This window comes from Lactiplantibacillus garii (assembly GCF_003885105.1).
GTDB classification, from domain to species: domain Bacteria; phylum Bacillota; class Bacilli; order Lactobacillales; family Lactobacillaceae; genus Lactiplantibacillus; species Lactiplantibacillus garii.
Genome location: NZ_QWZQ01000023.1, coordinates 26,998 through 47,446 on the forward strand (window position 1 = coordinate 26,998; position 20,449 = coordinate 47,446).

General features: G+C 45.6%; 5 protein-coding genes and 1 pseudogene. 4 read left to right on the forward strand and 2 right to left on the reverse strand.

The features are described from left to right. Window positions 1-330: 330 nt before the first annotated feature. Window positions 331-2,733 (reverse strand): phosphoenolpyruvate synthase, encoded by a 2,403-nt coding sequence (ppsA, locus tag D1831_RS08050; RefSeq protein WP_125072419.1) that lies wholly within the window; start codon window positions 2,731-2,733, stop codon window positions 331-333. A 665-nt stretch (window positions 2,734-3,398) separates the two neighbouring features. Between ppsA and D1831_RS08055 the strand changes: the two genes are divergently transcribed. The 4 genes and pseudogenes from D1831_RS08055 (at window position 3,399) to D1831_RS08070 (ending at window position 11,821) form a co-directional block, all read left to right on the forward strand. Further along, window positions 3,399-8,594 (forward strand): mucin-binding protein, encoded by a 5,196-nt coding sequence (locus D1831_RS08055; protein WP_125072420.1) that lies wholly within the window; start codon window positions 3,399-3,401, stop codon window positions 8,592-8,594. Between the two features lie 182 nt (window positions 8,595-8,776). Continuing rightward, window positions 8,777-9,979 carry an SWIM zinc finger family protein gene (locus D1831_RS08060; RefSeq protein WP_125072421.1) on the forward strand — a complete coding sequence of 401 codons (1,203 nt, stop codon included), beginning with the start codon at window positions 8,777-8,779 and terminating at the stop codon, window positions 9,977-9,979. A gap of 188 nt (window positions 9,980-10,167) precedes the next feature. Continuing rightward, window positions 10,168-11,181, forward strand: a pseudogene (locus tag D1831_RS08065) (anion permease). A gap of 16 nt (window positions 11,182-11,197) precedes the next feature. Continuing rightward, a complete protein-coding gene (locus tag D1831_RS08070) occupies window positions 11,198-11,821 on the forward strand; it encodes a DUF47 domain-containing protein (RefSeq protein WP_125072422.1) in 624 nt (207 codons plus the stop codon). Window positions 11,822-12,167: 346 nt separating this feature from the next. Here D1831_RS08070 and D1831_RS08075 read toward each other — a convergent pair whose 3' ends face one another. Further along, window positions 12,168-20,381: a mucin-binding protein gene (locus D1831_RS08075; RefSeq protein ID WP_125072423.1), complete on the reverse strand. Its 8,214-nt coding sequence runs from the start codon at window positions 20,379-20,381 to the stop codon at window positions 12,168-12,170. Window positions 20,382-20,449: the final 68 nt, after the last annotated feature.

Below are 20,449 nucleotides of genomic sequence, written 5' to 3' on the forward strand. Positions count from 1 at the left end.
TGTTTCCTCCTCGATTAATTGTTCAGTTTTAAAGCAGCGAACACTAGATTACCATGTCTGTACACGCTATAAAAGGTTTATTTAATCGTTTGTAAATTGTCAAAATTAATTGTAAGCGTATTAGAATTATGGCCTTATCTTTAATATTTATGTTAATAATTCAAGAACCATCGCAATTTCCCACTTTTGCTTGCATTTGGAATAGCGTGAATATTTATCAATAATATTCAATTAATAAATATAATCTGTGAAGAATCGAAACCCTAAAGGCCGTAAAAAAGGCTGGCGCGAGAATTTTCTCGTACCAGCCTTAAACTAGCGATTTAAATTTTAATTCCAATCATAGTCGGTCGGATCTTGCAATCCACGGCCAGTCGCCTTATCAAGCATCAACCGTTGTTCAAAGTGGGCCACGTTACGCTTGGTTTCTTTGACCATGTCCGGGTTAACGGAAACGTAGTCAATCCCGCTTTGAATCAGGAAGTTCGTGAATTCTGGATATTCAGACGGGGCCTGCCCACAAATTGAAACGGTCTTCCCGTCCTTGTGCGCCGCCGTAATGAGGTGCCGAATGGCCCGTTTAACGGCTAAGTTACGTTCATCAAACAAGCTGGCCACCTTGTCGTTGTTCCGGTCACAACCGAGGATCAACATTGCCAAATCATTGGAGCCGATTGAGTAGCCATCAATGAATTGGTTAAATTGGTCGGCTAAAATAATGTTTGACGGAATTTCTGCCATCATGTAAACCTTGAAGTCGGCGTTGCGGACGAGTCCCTCGTGACGCATGATGTCCGTTACCTTCTGGGCTTCATCGACGGTCCGAACAAACGGAATCATTACGTTCAGGTTTTTAAGTCCAAACTCGTTACGAACTTTTTTGACAGCGGCGAGTTCTAGCTTAAACGCGTTCACGTACTTCGGATCGTAATACCGGGAAGCCCCCCGCCAACCTAATAGATCAGCTGGTTCGTGTGGTTCGTACTTTTCGCCACCCTTAAGTTTGCGGTATTCGCTCGACTTAAAATCGGATAGCCGTAACACGACCGGCCGGGGTGCCATGGCCCGCGCAACTTTCGAAATTCCGTCGGCCAGCATGTCGACCACTTTTTCAGGGTGCCCTTCTTCAATTAAGTAGAGCGGGTGTTCGTGGATGTAAGTCGTCCAAAGGAACTCTTCACGCATCAACCCAATGCCGTCAGCTGGTAAGGTGGCGTACTTTTCAGCTAATTCGGGATCACCTAAATTCATCATAACGCCCGTTGCGGTTGGCGCGAAGCTCTCGGCAGCGACGACTTGGGTCGCCGTGCCGGTTGCCGGGGCAGCCTTTTTCAAGATGCCTTCGACCTTACCTTGGTAAACCACCCCGTTTTTAGCGTCGACGGTGACCACGTCGCCCGTATGCAAAACGTCGGTTGCCGCCACGTGCCGGCTTTCAGTCCCGACAATGCACGGAATCTGCATTTCCCGGGAAACGATGGCTGCGTGACAAGTCATCCCACCGTTGTTCGTCACAATGGCCGCCGCCTTCTTCATCGCGGGAACCCAGTCCGGTGACGTCATCAGGGTAACTAAAACCTCACCCTGTTTAAACTTATCAATGTCCTTGGGACTGTCAATCACGTGGACCACGCCACTGGCTAAACCCGGACTGGCCGGTAATCCCCGAACAACTACTTTAGCGTCAGCCGCGGCCACGCTCTTTTCGTCCTTTGCTTCCTTGCTGTCCGCCTTGTTACGCTGTGACCAAACGGTTTCTGGCCGGGCCTGAACGATCCATAACCGGTTGGTGTTCGTGTCCAACGCGTATTCCATGTCCATGTAGCAGCCGTAGTGCTTTTCGATTTGTTTAGCGTAACCGGCTAATTCGATAACTTGACTATCGGTCAAGACTTGCTTTTCCTGTAGTTCGGCGGGCACGGCTTGTTCCTTAGTTCCGCCGTTTGCGACCCGCATTAACTCAACTGGTTGCTTAACCACGTTGCGTTCCACGATCTTCATGGAAGCTTTATCCACAACGAAGTGGTTCGGGGTCACTTTACCCAACACGATGTATTCGCCCAAACCACGAATCCCATCGATCACAATTTTCGAATCGTCACCGTTTGCGACGTTGACCGAGAACATGATCCCGGAAGCCTTTGAGAAGACCATCATTTGAACGGCCGCGGAAAGTGCAACCTTTTCGTACGGGAATTGTTGCTTATGACGGTAGTAGGTCGCCCGGTCGGTAAACAGCGAAGAGTAACACTGCTGAACCCGGTTAACCACGTCGGCGGCACCCTTAATATTCAAATAAGATTCTTGTTGGCCGGCAAACGACGCGTTTGGTAAGTCTTCAGCCGTGGCGGATGAACGAATGGCAACGAACGGATTGGCTTGGCCCACTTTATCCGCCAAATCGACATAGGCCTTTTGAATATCATTGGTCAAATCAGTTGGCATCGTGGCGCCCACGATCAGGTTCCGAATTTGCTCGCAAGTCGCGTGTAGTTCGTCGGAATCTTCGTAGTCTTTAATTCCATTCAGCAACGCGTTAACTTTATCGTTTAACCCCGTTTCCTGCATAAAGTACCGGTACGCTCGGGCGGTGGTTGCAAAACCGTAAGGAACCGGTACGTCCATTGACGAAGTCATTTCGCCGAGTGACGAAGACTTCCCACCAACTAAATTAACATCCTGACGATGTAATTCATTAAACCATAAAACGTTTGCTGCATCACGACTACTCATGAGATTACCTCCTTGTAACTTAACATCAAATCCAGTCAAATAAATTCAAATTCAATCAAACCATGTCAAAATTTGGAAGCGTTTTCATTTACAACTTCATTGTAGTTCAATTCTGCACAAAGTAAAACCTTATTTCAAAATATTATGGTTAAATTTTTTAACATATTGTTCTAATCATTTACCCATCAACTATTAATGGATAATCAATCTTTATTGCTGGTAATACCAATTTAGTTATAATTCACACAAACTATTCAATGCTATCATTTCAAATCCAATATTTTATTTTTAATCATAATTTGACTAACGTACCGGACCATCCTTTTTAGGCTATCCCCCACATTCGGATACGATTTACGCGCAAAACACGCTACGTTCCCACCGTTAGAATAATCTACCCTATCTAAAGAGTTCCTGACTAGCTGAATTTCACACCCCAATCCATTTGACTAACCCCGTTCAGAATATCCCTGGTTATTGATTTACTCATACTACCGTTTCAAAAAAGTAAACATCATTTGATAATTAAGGTATAATACAAATTGTATTAAAAAATAATTAAGTGCACAACTTGTTTATAATCTTAGGCTTTACAACTGCCATTGACTCCGTCGCCTGGTGACTACGCATTTCTCTTTGGAAGTTGACATTCAGGGGGGTTAATCATGATTCACACGGAACCAAAAACACGCTTTAAAATGTACAGAACACACAAAGGCTGGCTGATTGCTGGCATTACTGTAACCAGCATGGGGCTATTTATATCATCACCACACAAAGACACACTCGCCCAAGCTAGTGAAACGTCTACACCGGCAACTACAACTTCAAGTAGTGCCACCGTAACAGCTAACAAAACGGTCACGCTCCCAGCAACGTCCAGCCATCCAAAGACCACGGAACCAACCACACCGGCAACGACCGCTACGTCAACTCAAGATTCATCAGCACCAACAACTACGGTAACCGGCAAAACCACCGGAACGACAACCAATGGCACCGGTGTGACCCATCACGAGCAACCAGCTCCGACGACCGCTTCCACGGCCACCCCGGCACCAACGGAAAAATCTACAAGCGCCCCGCTATCGCCCAACACTGCGCCAGAGCAGCCACAAGCAAGCCGTTCAGTAGCACCGGCTAGTTCAGCGCCATCGCCTTCCAGTTTCCCAAGCTCGCAAGAAAACACGCGTCCTCATTCGACAACGACCATCCAGCCAACCGCTTTAAAAACGCCTTACGCGGCGGCCGTTCCCGAAAGCACACCGGTTCAGACCGGGATCAACGTTACAGATCCTAGTAAGTTAACTAACCAAATTAAAGGGCAATCAGCCTTTAATGTCTCTAAAACGAATCAGTTGCAGTACACCTACGATCACACCGATGCTAACGGGGTTAGCTCGGACTTACGTGTCATTGATGGTTACAATTCTAAACACCAAGTCCAGGGTACGGGAGCATGGTTAGGCGAAACTTATGCAACTAAGATTGCGGCGGATGCTAAGGGCTACGATTATGATTCTCCCTTCACTTCCCCGCAACTCTACATCGACGAATGGCTCCCAGATTCAGGTCTGCAATACTTTATTTGGCAAAATAACTTTGCTTCGAAGTACGCGACCTTTGCTGATTTTCGAAATAACTTTACCAAGGCGGACCTTGCAACCGTTACTGACATCACGACTACCGAAGCCCAGCAAGCAACAACTGCCAATGGCACCACTCCAACTCAGTATTATTACGCCCTGATGTCGATGAAGTCCCTCGAAGGGCTCCAAAACGCGACTAGTTTGGAGACCCTCTACCCCAACGTGAGTGTTAGTAGCGCGCTTTTTGGGACACCCATGAAAAACGGAAATTTGTGGGATATTCGGGCCCTAAAGGATATCCAGACACTCAAAAGCGTCGACATTGCACTTTTCTCTATAAGCGATATTTCTGCTTTGGGTCACAAACCAAACCTGACTCACGTTGGACTACCCTATAACCAGATTGCAAATATTTCCCCGTTAGCTACCGACACCAACCTTGATATTAAAGCCAATGCCGAGTTATCCCAACAGCATATTTTACTGGCACCGATTACGCTAAATACCAAACTGGAAAGTGGTAAAAATAGTGCTGACGGAGGTGTTTACGCGTACACAACCCCGTCATTTATCGTCAAGGATCTTAAAGCTGACAACCTCCCGATTCGTGGCTTTGATAACGCTGAACACCAATTATACCCAACTCTGTACCCGTCTAGTTCCGATACCGGCAACGCTAACAGTAACACCCTAACTTGGTATAACTTGTTAAATAACTCCAAGAGTCAAAACTACGGCAGTTTATCAACAACTTGGGCGGATACCAACAGCAGCTTTGCCGGCTACATTATCCAACCATACGATTTAGCCGAAAACACTAGTGAACTGGTGGTTAACGTTCAGTTGCTGCAAGCTAACGGGCAACAACTGAATCTCGGCCCCGCCACCGTTATCTCTGGTCAAATTGGTGATACGGTCAACGTTCAAAAGAACGCCACCGTCATGACGTTACTTAATCAACAGCTCAGTGACGGCTATCAATTTTCTGGCCTGATTCTTGACGGGACTGGTCTGTATTCCGATTACATTGCCGGTAACGGTAAGGCTAACGCTCAAGCTAGTTGGTCCACCACGCTGGAAAAGGAAACTAAAAACTGGACGATTCTCTTTTACAAAGATGTTTTACCATGGAACTTGACCGTTCAGTACGGTTCGATGAATACCGACGGCCAGTTTGTGGCCATCACCGATCCAAACAGCGCGGATGCTACCTACACCGGTACTTCCGACGCTACCTTAGTACTCAGTGACTACGACCGTGACTTTCCGAACTACGTTTTACAAAAAGTTGAAACTAGCGCGGACAATGTTAGTTGGCGTGATATTAGCCAAGACGTTAACGTTCCATTTGACAACAGTAAGCAAACCGTTCGTTTTGTTTACGTTCAGGCCCACCGCGCGACGGTTACCGTTAAAGACCTCACAACTGGCAAAACGTTACAAACACTTGATTACCAAACTAATCCAGAGTTACGGGGCGCCATCGGGACAACCAGTACGTTTGACGCCACCGCTTTAATTAAAGCGTACTTAGCTAAGGGCTACCGCTTAGTCCAAGACGGGACCAAAAACGCGGACGGTTCCAGTACCATTATTTTTGATCAAGCTAATCAAAATTATGACATCACGCTGGCCCACAACTTTGTTTTAGCGCCAAAGACAGTTAGTGAAACGATCCGTTATCAAGACCAAACCGGAACCCTGGTAGCAACTAACCACGTCCAAACCATTAACTTTACAACCACAACCGATCAAGTTACCGGTAACATGGTCATTTACGTTAACCATAACGCCACTGCCGACTTAGCATTAGACCAAACGGGACAACCAACTGATGCCAGCTGGACCGTTTATGTGGCCGGTAAACCGGTCCAATTTGCCACCGTAAACCACCCGCACGTAACCAACTTACACGTAATTGCCACGTCGGCGGATCCGAGTGACCTGACCGCAATCATCGGCCCAACCGTTACTAACGCCAGTGACGACCTGACGTATACCGTCACTTACGGTCATGATTTCACGCAAACAACGACCCACGTTGCGGAAAGGGTTCATTACGTCGACGTTCATCAGCAAATCGTTGCACCGACAACGACCCAGGAACTAACCTTCCTCACCGTCCACGACACTTATACGGCTACCGACACCAGTTACTACCAAGTTGGTCACGCAATGGCTGCTGCGGTGGACGAAAACGGTCGCCCAATTGATCAGCAGTGGCAGCAATTCCATAATACCGTTAACTTTGCGGCGGTCGTTAACCCGGTTATTGACCACTTAACGGTGCATAGTACGACCGACCCGGCTCAGAATTTAGCCCAAGTCGTCGCACAACCCGTTACACCGCAGAGCGCGGACTTAGCGTTTACCGTTACCTACGCTCACGATTTTGCGACCCACTTAAAACTAGTGACCGAAACCATCAATTATAATCACTTGGATGGCGAAGTCGCCGCGACTAGCGCACGTCATGACTACACCTTTGCAACGATCACCGACTTGTATACTGACCAGGTCGGCATGTACGTCACGACTCGCGCCGCAACGACGATCACCCTTGACAAGTTTGGTCAACCCAACGCTGACTGGCAACCTTACGCCACCGGAACACCACTCGTGCTTAACGCGGTGGTTAATCCCGTCATTGCTAACGCCCACGTCGTTGCCACGACCGATCCGGCCCAGGATTTAACTCAGGTTACCGCCCAAACCATCACGGACACGACCCAGCCGCTACGTTTCACCGTCACTTACGGCCACGACTTTACGGTGCGGGTCACCCCCGTCACCGAAACCATTCGTTATCAGGATACGGCCGGCCACCCGCTTGCAACCGAGTACCGGAATAGCATGACCTTTGCCACCGTCACCGACCAGTTTAACCAGCAAGTACGGACTTATAGCCATGCGGGAACGGCCACGACACTGGAGCTTGATACTCACGGGATCCCAACTAGCAATGCTTGGGACCTTTATACGCCCACCAGTAATTTGCAGTTGCCGGCCGTCACTCACCCGGTCATAACGGGGGCCACCGTCATCCGCACTACCGACCCGAGTGCCAATTTAACAGCAGTGACAGCCAAACCCGTTATGCCAGCCACGACGGATCAAGCGTTGCATTTCACCGTCACTTACGCGCATCAATACCACGTCCAAACGACCCGCGTAACGGCGACGATTCGTTACCAAGACCGCTCTGGCAAACCGGTTGCCCCAACGAACCAGCGGACGACGACCTTTGCCACCCTAACCGACCAACTGACCAACCAAGCCACCATTTACCACCATGCCGGGTTCGTCGCGACGCCGACGTGGGATGAAAATGGCCAACCGTTAGACAGCGACTGGACCCGTTATACTCAGCCCATTACTTTGGCCGCGGTGGCACACCCCAGCGTTGCCGACATGCGGGTCGTAGCCACGACTGAATCACCGCAGGATTTGGCCCAGATTACGGCTCAACACCTAACACCAACTAGCGCTAACTTAAACTTTACGGTCACTTACGACGGTATCCCGCACACCTACACGGCAACGACCCGGCAGGTACGAGAAACCATCCACTACCAGGACAAAGCTGGTCAACCAGTCGCAGTGCCAAAATTACAAGTAATCACCTTCCTGACGGTGACGGATCAAACTAGTCAGCAGACTGTGACCTACACCTACGCCGGGGCTGCCACGGTGCCGAGCTTAAACGCTCAGGGGCAGCCTTTAACGGCCGACTGGACGATTTACTCGCCGGCTCTTACTTTTGCAGCCGTTTTGAACCCAGTAGTCTCCGGCATGCACGTTACGGCAACTACGGACCATGCCAACGATTTAACTCAGGTGACGGCCCAACTCGTGCAACCGGCAAGCAATGATTTGGCGTTCGTCGTCACTTACGCCGCAGATCAAGAAACGACCGAGAAACCGGACAAAGTGACCCCACCAACCGACGTTGATAAGCCCGCGCCCGAACAACCGGAACCTGAACAGCCAATTACTGAGCAACCGGATACTAAGCAGCCTCGGCCCAATCCGTCACTGCCGCAGCTGACACACCAACCCGCCCCACTGAATTTGAAGCAGCGGTCACCGCAAGTGCCAACTACCACCGTTCAACCGCTAGCTGCACGTTCAGTAAAACCGGCCCGAGCGTTCGTTAAACCGACGCCCGAGTTGCCACGGACTAACGAACAGGCCGAACGCGGCTTAATCACCGCGGGACTTGCCCTACTCGTCACCCTACTCGGAGCGGCCGGTTTTAAACGTCGTCATTAATTAATGACTTTTCACAAAAAACGAGTTCGAAGCTTTCTTAGTTTAGAAAGTTTTGAACTCGTTTTTGCGTGTATTTTAGATAAACACTCAATTATCACTTTAATTTCCGCCACAACTGCTTTCAGCAGCTGTAATTTGGTATAGTAAGCGTAACAGAAACTTTACAGAAAGGAGAACTAAAAATGGCTTGGCAATCACTCTTTACACCCACAATTCTTCAACGTGGTTGGCATTATTACCAACGCGGCTTAGTTCATGACTATGTCCACGATGCAGTTCACCAATCAGCCACGGTAAACGGGACCCACCACTACCACGTTGCACTCACTTATCAGCATAAACACACCAGTGACTTAAGTTGCGACTGTCCTTACGCAAAAGCGGGTAACCATTGTAAACACATGGCGGCGCTTCTTTACTATGTTACCAAAGCTCGACCGATGACTAACGTTACCCGTTTAGACGTTTCACAGGAACAGTTAGATCAACTAATGGAGCAGGCAACTGATCATCAAATTAAAGCCTACCTACGCCAACTACTCACGAAAGATTTTGACCACTTTAAACAATTCCAGACGCTTGTTTTTAAACACTTCATTGACACGAATACCCAGTCCCCATCCAAACAGCTTACAACGTTATTTCATCATTTTACCGATAATGAGGGTCGCGTAACCCCCAGTACGGCACCGCAGTTTCAAACAATTTTACAATATTTTTTCAAAGTTAACCTCGAAAGGCTAATTACCGCTCAAAAATTCAAATCAGCCTTTAACCTATCAACACACCTCTTCCGCAAACTAACGCGTCTTAACCACTTATCACCCGTCAATACCTTCGCCAAAGTTGAGGCGGATATTCAAGCTGCCTGGTCACGACTTGCACGCCAAGAAGACCCGTCATTAAACCAATACATGTTTCACTGGTATTGTGCCAATGTCACCACACTTCCATTTCCTCAATCAGCATCAGTTGAAAACTTACTTTTTAATGACCAGCTCTATACTGAGCCACGCGAATTACGGACTAAGTTAAAGCTCATTGATCAAAAGTTAATCCAGTTTCAAAATACAACCTACCATTCACCACTAACTCAGCAAGTTGGGCCAATTGAATGGGTCCACTATCGTATTGCCGTCATGAAAGACTTGCGATTAACACCCAAAGCTAGCCAAAATTTCTGCCTACTCCATTGCAATGATCCCATTGTTCGTGACTATTATTTAGAAAGTTGTCGTGCTAAAAGCGCGTACGTCACCGCGCTTAATTATCTACGAAGTGTTCAAGTCAAAGCCCAAGAAGCTAACGATGACAGTACCGCTAACTGGTGTACGTACACTTTAAATCACTTAAACGAATTTTGGCACACCAGCAAGTTGCTTTAATTGAGCTTAGCCTTTACACCTGACGCCCTTCACATTTTTAATTGTAAATAGGCCTTCCATTATGAAAATATTTATTACCCGTAGGCTTTACATGCGGTTCATGTTATTATTCACACAAGGGGACTTTGCGTTTCAACATCGTATTAATTCATTTATTCTACCGACAAAAAAGTAAAGTAGGTGGTCTTATGTCGATTGCGTTAATTGTAACCATCACCCTCGTTATGGGGGTAATCTTCGTCAATGGCTGGACGGACGCACCCAACGCCATTGCTACTGCGGTATCAACGCGAGTTTTACGACCGCACGTGGCGATTGGCATCGCCGTAGTCATGAACTTTTTTGGTGCGCTGGTCATGACACTGTTCAACGCCCAAGTAGCGGAAACGATTAGTAACATCGTTAGTTTTGACGGTGCGGGCAATACTAGTCAAATCGCGCTTGCCGCTGCGTTATTTGCCATCGTTAGCTGGTCCGTCGCCGCGTGGTGGTTTGGTATTCCCACCAGTGAATCGCACGCGTTGATTGCCGGTTTGACGGGGGCCGCCATCGCCCTCGGCGGACTGGACGCCGTTAATGCCACCGAGTAGTTAAAAGTTTTAATTGGGCTGGTGGTTTCTACCGTTTTAGGTTTAGGTGGCGGCTATTTAATTACCAAACTAATTATCTACGTCTTTCAAGGGGTCAACCGCATCCTAGCTAATAAGTTCTTCACGGTGGGACAAGCCGTCAGTGCCATGGCCATGGCTTTTCTTCACGGTGCGCAGGACGGACAAAAGTTCATGGGCGTCTTCATGTTAACGTTATACTACAACAATTTGGCGGACAAAACTGGTAGCGGTTTCACAATCCCGATCTGGGTCATGGTCCTGTGCTCGGTTACCATGGGTATCGGCACTTCCGTCGGCGGCATGCGGATCATTAAGTCGGTCGGCATGGACATGGTTAAATTGGAACGTTACCAGGGCTTCTCTGCCGATTTAAGCGCGGCCATTACACTGCTGATCTCTTCCCTATTTGGCATTCCCGTTTCCACGACCCACACCAAAACGACCGCCATTATGGGAACCGGCGCGGCTAAGCGGCTTTCTTCCGTAGACTGGAGCATCGTCGGTGACATGGTCCTCGCCTGGGTCTTAACTTTCCCCGGTTGCGGTATTATCGCCTACTTCATGTCCAAACTATTTATCACCATCTTTTAAAGGGAGGTTCATCAAAATGTTACGAAAAAAGAGTTTTGATTTTTTTAAAGCCATGGAACACCTATCGACCAACGCACTGCAAGCCAGCACGGTTCTAGACGAGATTATTACGAACTTTGATGCTGATGAGCTCCCCCAAAAGAGTACCACCATGCACCAAATTGAGGATGCCGGTGATGACGACATTAAGAAGATCATGCACGAACTCTACGTCTCCTTCATCACCCCAATCGACCGCGAAGACATCGTCCAGTTAGTGGACAAGTTAGACAACATTATCGATGGTATGGACGGTTTAACTTACGAGTTCGCCTATTTACATATTCACGAAATGCGACCGAACACCAATCAGTTTATTAAATTAATTTGTGACGCCGTTGCTTCAGTTGACCAGGCCGTTAAAGAATTCTCGCACTATAAGAATTCAAAGACACTTGATCAAAACATTGAAAACGCAAATAAAATCGAGTCACTAGGTGATGACCTGTACACTAAAAACCTAAGCCTACTCTTCGCCGAAGAAACCGACCCAATCGAAGTCATTCGCTGGCAAAAGGTTTACGCGGGCTTTGAAAAAGTATTGGACGCCTGCGAAGACTGTGCCGACATTATTACTGGCTTGGTGATTAAAAATAGTTAAAGTTAGCTTAACGCCAATTACTACAAAAACGGTGTCCCACAACGGACACCGTTTTTTATTGCACTCATTACTCCGGAATTATCCCCACATACGCAGGAAATAACGAAAAAGCGTTGATTTAACACATTCAAAGCTTAAAAAACGACAACTACTTATCACAAATTTTAATTTCAGATTAGCATTATAATTTTTATAAATTTAATCAGCACAGAAATCACATTGTAGACACAAAAAAACACTGTTAAGCCGAAGTAATTTCCAGTTTAACAGTGTCCAACCCTAAGGTTTATTTTTAACCTTACTATCCAATAAAGACCATTGAAGGCCCCATTCAACAGCTAAGTCATTAATTATGCCATTTTTTTCGATCAACGCCCACCAAGGCTAACAAACTTAGTAGCAATTCGCCAAGTAAAGCTCCATTACCACGGGATTGTTCATTCGTTTGTGGTAACTCAGTAGTAGAGTGCTGGGTATCCCGTTTTGTTGTGATACTCGGTTGAGTTACCGAGTGTGACCTAATCGGTATCGACGTTGGTTTAATCAATGTGACACGGTGTGGCTGAGCTTTTTCTAGTTGAACTCCCTGCTGAGGCCCCACTGGTTTAACCGGTGCTTCCGGTTGCGTTGACTGTCCCAATCTAACCGGTGCCTTTGGTTGCGCTGGTGTTTCCGACTTAACCGGTGTCTTTGGTTGTACTGATACTTTCGGTAATGCCGTATACGTCACCAACACTTGCTGATTATCTAAACCGTGTGCTTCAATTTCAGCTACAGAAATTCCCGGAACGCTAGTTTGACTCGCAACATAACCCTTAATTTGTGGTACTAGTACCGCTGTATACCCAGTCTGTGCCGACGCAGTCAGTTCGTGAGTAACTAAATCCGTGCTGGTATTCCACCAAGCCGTCTGAACGGTCGCTTGTGGTGCCAACTGGGCTGCACCCATCACAGTGTAATGAATCGTCCGTACCGTTTGCATGGTCCCAGCTTTGAATTGGTGGTCTAAATAAACAATCAGTGGTTGCATTGCACTGGTAACTGTTAAATGATAGTTTACCGTCGCATGCTGACCTTTTCCAAGTTGATACCCCTGCGGTATTACGACCACATATTGTCCCGTTTGATCTGTTACTCCGATTAAAACGGTATCCAATTCAGGCATGCTTTTACCCAGAGTTTCATCTACGTACTGCACCACCATTCTAGCTGGCTGAGCAGTATACGTTACCGTAATTTGTCGGTCAACTGGTGGCATCGTAGTGTTATCAGCCTTAAATATAACTGTTTTTTTATCCGCCGTATAGCCCGCAATGGTAGGAGTTGTAATCACCACTGTCGTTGGTTTGGGTATATACGTTTGCGTACGAGTCACTAAGTCCGTATTCATTTGCCAGTTAATGAGCCGCGAGCGTTGTGATTGAGCTTCACTAGCTGGTAAACCAGTGTAATCAACACGCACCACCGTTGTCAGCGTCGTTAATTGGTGGACATGCTGAACATGAATTATGATGAAATTACCATCCGTTGCAAACGTGCCCTGACCACTCGTTGCTTGACCTGGCACTAGCTCATAATTCTTAGGTGTTTGTGCCGTCCAAGAATACGGGGCGTCCGTCCAACCACGTTGTTTCGTAATTTTTCCAACTTGAGCACCGTTACAATCATCATCCACATACTTAATGTTAACGAATTGAATTTGGGGCATGTACGTCACCGTCTGACTGAGATCCATGGGCTTCTGGGTGAGCTTACCTGGTGTAAATGTAATCTCATTTTGGTCGGCTCGATATCCGTCAATCTGGGGTGTGTTGAACGTCTGTCCACCCGTTGTCGGCGTGTAAACGACTGTGCCGGTCACTTGGTCTCTATCCCCCGTCCAATTAATCGTTAATTGTTGATTGGGTTGATATTTACTTGCTGGTAAACCAGTATACGTTACCGTGTCCGTCGTTTTAGCCGTTAAGCTCCGATCATGTTGATGACGTAAATGAATAACAACGTTGGGCATGTTAACGGTGAAGCTTCCCGCACCATTGGTCGGATACCCAGCTGTTAAGGCATAGTTTGCGGGTGACGTAGCATTCCAATGATACGGAGTATCTGTGTTTCCAGACTCAATTTTCAGGTCACCTACCTGCTGTCCATTTTCATCGTCGTCTACGTACTGGATTGTAAAGAATTGTACTTGCGCCGTATACGTGACCACTTGTGTTTCGTCGTGCGGTGCTACCCCGGTCATTGCGTGAATAAAGGTCCCAGCTGTAGCGGCTGAATCCACCGTATAACCGGCAAAATGCTTAATTGAATAACTTACCTTGCTTGATGGGGTTTGATAGGTTGCGGTCCCCAAAACTTCATCTTGATCAACCAGCCAATTAACGGCAAATTTCTGCGAATTCGGCAACTTTTCCTGTGGTAACCCTTGATATATCAAGGTATCATAGCTGATTAACTGCGATAAGGCATGTCGGTGAACCAAATGAATCACTACGTTATCCATATCAACGCCAAAGAAACCCGCACCACTAGTTCTTTGATTAGTTGCTAACTCATAATTATCGGGTGCTATGGCCGTCCAAACATAGGCCGCATCCATTGGACCCGTTTCTGTGGTGACCTGACCAACTGGTTTACCACCCTCATCGTCGTCCACGTATTGTAGCATGAAGGACTGACTTTGGGCCGTATACGTGACCGTTTGCATTTCATCGTGTGGAGTCACAGTTGATATTGTGTGGGTGAAAGTCCCCGTCATCATGTTTGGCTCAACCGTGTAGCCTGCAAAATGTTCAATGTCATACGTGACCGGCGTGGTTGTCGGCATATAAATTGCCGTATTTGCAATGTCGTCCCAATCGACAATCCAATTAACCGCGAATCGTTGTTTAGTCGGTAATTTACTTGCTGGTAATCCAGTATAAGTTACTTGATCATAACTAGTCATTGACGCAAATGTATGCTGGTGGACAAGATGAATTACCACATTAGCCATCCTTGCTTCGAATCTCCCGGCATCATCTGTTTTTTGATTCGTTGCTAACCAGTAATTTGTCGGTGCAACTGCTTCCCAGTGAAACGCCGTATCCGTTAACCCACTTTTTTCAGTCAGCAAACCAACTTGCACCCCATGATTATCATCATCCACGTATTGAATCGTAAAGGTCTGCTTTTGTGGTGTATATGAAACCGTTTGAGTCTCGTTTTGTGGCAACGTAGTTAATTCCCGATGGATAAAGTAACCTTGTGTTGGGTTAGGATCGACTGTATAACCATCAAAGAACTTGATTTCATAAGCTATCGTAGTAGCAGTTGGCGTATAGGTCGTTACATTAGACACATTGTCTTGGTTGACCGTCCAATTAACCGCCAATTGCTGATTTGCGGGTTTTTTCCATGCTGGTAATCCCTGATAGATGACCTTGTCATAACTAGTTACTTGTGACAGCGAATGTTGATGAACTAAATGAATCACCACATTAGGCATATTAGGACTAAAAATCCCGCTACCATTGAGTGGTTGATCCGTTGCAAGGATATATTTTGACGGTGCCACAGCTATCCACTGATAAGCAGTATCCGTATTCCCCGTTTTTTTAATCAACACACCAACTTGTGCTTGATTCCGATCATCGTCCACGTATTGAATTGTAAAAAGCTGTTCTTGAGCCGTATACGTAATCGTTTGATGCTGATCTGTCGGAAATTGGTGTGACGTTATATGCGTGAAAACGCCGCTTACTTCATTTGGATCAACGGTATAACCTGCAAAATGGTCGATTTTATAAGTTACTGTACGAGCTGCCGGTATATAGGCAACCGACTTCCAAACATCATCCTTATCAACAGTCCAATTAACCGTTAAGTGCTGTTTGGTTGGCAGTTTATCTGCTGGCAAACCCGTATACGTAACATCATCATAACTGGTCATGAATGCAAACGTATGATGATGAACTAAATGGATCACCACGTCAGTCATGTTGACGCTAAAAGTGCCCGCACCACTGAGGATCTGACCCGGTTTTAATTCGTAATTATCCGGCGCTGTCGCCGTCCAGTTATAAGGGGTATCCGTTAAACCTGCTTCTTGAATCACATCGCCAACTTGAGACCCCTTATCATCATCGTCCACGTACTTGATTGTGAAGGATTGTTGTTGAGCAGTATATTGAACAGTTTGAGTTTCATCTTGTGGTGCCTTGTTAGACGTTGTATGCGTAAAACTTCCTTCAGCTGCATTAGGACTGACCGTATATCCGTCAAAGGATTTGATTCCATACGTAATTTTCGATGCCTTTGGCAGATACGTAACCGTTTGCAAAACGTCGTCCTTATCAACCGTCCAATGAACTGTAATTTGTTGATCTGCTGGTAACAATTCTGCTGGTAAACCAGTATACGTAACGTTATCATAACTCGTCGTTTCTGACAGTGTGTGATGGTGAATCAAATGGATCACTACATTAGGTATTCCCGGCTTAAATTGTCCTTGATAGTTAATTTCATAATTGGGGGCTAGTTCATACCTATCCGGCGCTGTCGCTGTCCAGTTATAAGGGGTATCCGTTAAACCTGTTTCTTGAATCACATCGCCAACTTGAGACTCCTTATCATCATCGTCCACGTACTTGATCGTGAAGGATTGTTGCTGTGCCCTATACGTCACCGTCACCTTTTCATCTTGTGGAAGCTTGTCCGCTTCCGAGACCGTTAATTGTTGAGGTGTAAAGATTACTTCAGCTTGGTCCGGATCATAACCCGGAACCGGTAAGGTTTTAATCGTTAAGTTCGTCGAATCACTCACTACTGGCTTATAAACGGTCACGCCAGTGACCTGATCACGATCCCCCGTCCAATCAACCGTCACGGTTTTATCTTTTGGGAGTTTGCTTTCCGGCAAACCGTCGTAGTGCACGGTATCCGTCGTCTGAGCCGTCAAACTGGTGTCATGTTGGTGGACCAATTCATACTGGATAATTTCACCATCGGTATCATAAGTCGCAACGTCACCAATCCTCGTTGGCGTCAATGCCGTTGTAATGTAATGGTAACTTTCAGATCCTTGAACATAGTTTTTAGGAATTAATGCTTGATCCGTTGCATTGAAATCAGTGATTAACTTTGGATAAATATCTTTTAAAACATCATTATTATTTTTTAATGATTGGCTCAAGTCATCCAGCGCGATATATTGATCTTCACCATTCGCATCAACGTAGTGTAGTCTAGCTGTCACGGTTGAAGTGCCGGTAACGGATAAACTGGTTTCACTCGTTGAAAGTTGCTGATTTATTTCCATGTTAGTTTGCAAATATCCAGTTGTTCCGGCCAAATGGTGAAAATCAGTCTTTTCACCTACGATTTTACCAGCAATTTTAATTCGGCCCGTGGCACTAAGATTGCCAAAATTATTAAGCTGAATAATGATTGAACGAATCGCCGACCAATCCGTGACTTTATCAGCAGTTAGGTAGCCCGTCGTATCAATCAATTGACCATTGGTTACTGTCTGGAGACTTGGCGAATATAGGACGGTCCCATTAATGGCCGTACCGCTGGCACCGTTGGTAGTCGTGTAGTGGCTTGGTAACGTTATTGGGCCACTTAACTGGAATGTATAGCCAGACTTGCCATCATTGATGTTCGGTAAGTTCAATAAACTGACAACATTTGACGCCGTACCATTTTGAAAGGTGCTGACAATATTCGTATAAAAGGTTGCGGTATCCGAGCCACGGTCATCTGAACGACCCGTAGTTTCTGGTGAAAAATCTTGATTACCTTGCGCAAATACTGACTCAGTCAACGTACTAGCAACACTAATAATCCAGTTACCAGATCCAAACTTAATAGCATCCGCATTGCCGTCCGTGTAAGATGTATTCGTCACGTGCTCCGTTTGAGCTAATTTAGTCACTGGTGAATAAATATAGAGTTCGTACGGATATGATCCTGGTAAAGCATCAATGCTATTACCCAAATTCACCTGAATGTTACCAGATAAATTGGTGTTAATATACATGCCGGTACCTTTAAAATCAATTTTAATAACAGTTCGACCATCATCAGTAAATGATTCTGAAATTTTGGCCTTAGCTTCATCTTCCTTTTTACCACTAGAGAATCCAATGTACCGCGAAGCTGCGGGTAAAACATAATAAAAAGTTGGTTCAAAAACCTCATAAGTCGTATGTGTATTATTTCCCGTGGGCCATACATTCATACTACCCGCAACATTTTCGCCAGGCGTTGTGCTTTTCTGAAACTGAACACCACCATAAACGTAGGCAGTCGGAACACCAACAGTTTGCGTTTTAACATTAGTTTGTTTAATTTCAGGGTTAGCCACATATGAAATTTCATTAGTAAAATTAAGCTTATCACCGACTTGTACCAACGAGCCATCACTATAAGTCGAAAGTAATGTTCCTTCCAACGTAAAAGCCTTTTTTGTTGTATACGCTCCCGCGGCTAGATAATTTGGCGTTAACACAATTGAAGCTACTTGTTTGGTTCGATTAGTTGCAACAATCTTGGTACCAGCCGCTGCGATTCCATTCTCAGTAGTACCATCTCGATATGTTAATTGATAAGCATAGGCCGTTGTATTGGGTAAATATTGTGACGAATTCACCAAATCATCTGGCGTCGTTAGACCTGTAAAATGAATCCCATCTGGCACCGTAATTTTAAGATTAATTCCACTTTCCAGAACATCCGTTAAGTTTGTTGTAAATCCATAACTAGCGAGGTAATCCGGGTCGTTTGACGGATCATTATCTAAAATCAAACTATTTGTATCACCTGAACTATTGCCTTCAACCAAGGGGGTAATTCTGTCGCTTGATAACGTTACCGTGTTATTTCCGGTAAGACTTTCAGAAAAAACACTTCCCTCAGCTGTCAAGTTGATTGTTCCCGTATCATTAAGCTTCTGAACAACTTTCAAATTACCAGCAGCTCTCAAGATTTCATCCGTTACAGGCTGAGCGATATTATAAGACCCAACAAATTGATAGCCTGGCGCAAACTGATAGCCTTGTTTACCTGATCCTTTAGGAACAGTAATTAAAATGTTACCACCAGAGCCTTCTGGCTGAGTAATCGTTGTAGCATCATCAAAGCTGTTTAAACTATTCGTAAGTTGATTGTTTAAAGTAAAACCTGTTGGTACGGGAATTGTAATAACCGTACCATAGTTGTCAGCCGAATTAACTTGCGCAGATTGATAATCTTCATAACCAGTAACATTGCCGACACCGTTAGATTCGTTAACATTGAAGGAATAAACATAATCTGTCTTTACTTTAACTGGACTTGTATTAGTATTTGGATGTGTGCGCGTAATATTACTTAGATGAACAATTGGTTGAATATTTTGCGTAAAAGTTAAGCTTGCTAAATCGTTACCATTTGACGCTACGGTAAGAACAGGATTTGTTTGTCCAATATCCGTCATCGGGGTTGCTTTTTTTTGATAATTATTATCAGCTGTTAAAGTTAATCGCTGCTGTAAGATTCCAAGATCCTGTTGTATTTTTTGCGTTAAAACTGTATAACCCGGATTACTATTATCATCGCGACTAAACGTTGCTTGACTTCCTAGTAAACCCTCGAGACTATTAAACGACAGTACACTTGTATGTGGTAGTTTAATGGTAAGTACATCGTCTTTTTGTACATTAGTAAAGTCGATAGTGACCGTAACTTTCCCCGTCGCATCGGTTGGACTACCATATCCCACCGAGGTTGTATCCGCCGATAAAGTAGCAGTGCTTTTTGTCGACGATAAATTAACCGCTGCAGCTACGGGTAAACTAACACTCCGCATAAGCAAACTTTTAACACTCACGTTTTTATTCGTCGCTACTTTTGAGATAGTCGAATCCATCGTATTATTCTTAGCTAACGCAGCAGTTTTTAACGTGCTAGTTGTGACATCCTTAGCCACTACCGCAGTTTTGTTGGCTGCTGTTTGAACATTCATAGCAGAACTACTTTCACTGCCATCAACATGACCGGACGCTGTTTCCTTTACAGCCGCTGTACCACTAGTTTTTTCATCTGACTGATTGTCCCCATCGGTTTGATTCACAGCGTTGGATGAAACTGGCACGGTAGACGAGCTGTTCTGATCAGCTTTTGTAACCGATGTCAATTTTTCACTCGAGCTTTCCGTCGACACGTCAGTTGTTGAGTTAGTACTAGTATCGGTTGACTCCGCTTTAGCAGAATCATTCTTATTTGTCACGTCTGTTGTCGAGGAATCCGTAGATTGGGCCTGCTTTGAAATTGTTTTAGCTGTTGACAAAGTCACCGTTTGAGGCTGTTTTCCTGCGGTGGTGGTTTGACCCGTATCATTCACTGAATGAGTAGCCGTCTCTTCCGCAGTGGTCGTTGCCGCTGAAGCCGTAAATCCAAGACTGCTTAAAATTAACGTGGCACCTAGGGATAAAGAAGCAAGTCGTATATAGGCCCAGCATTTACCTGACTTATATGCCTTATAATGCTCTTTAAGATTAGAATGGACTGCCCATACGTTATTATTTTTTCCAAGCATATTTACTTACCCCCTAGTTTGTAGCAAGCACCCGACTTGTTACAAGCTTTCACTACTAAACCATTAAC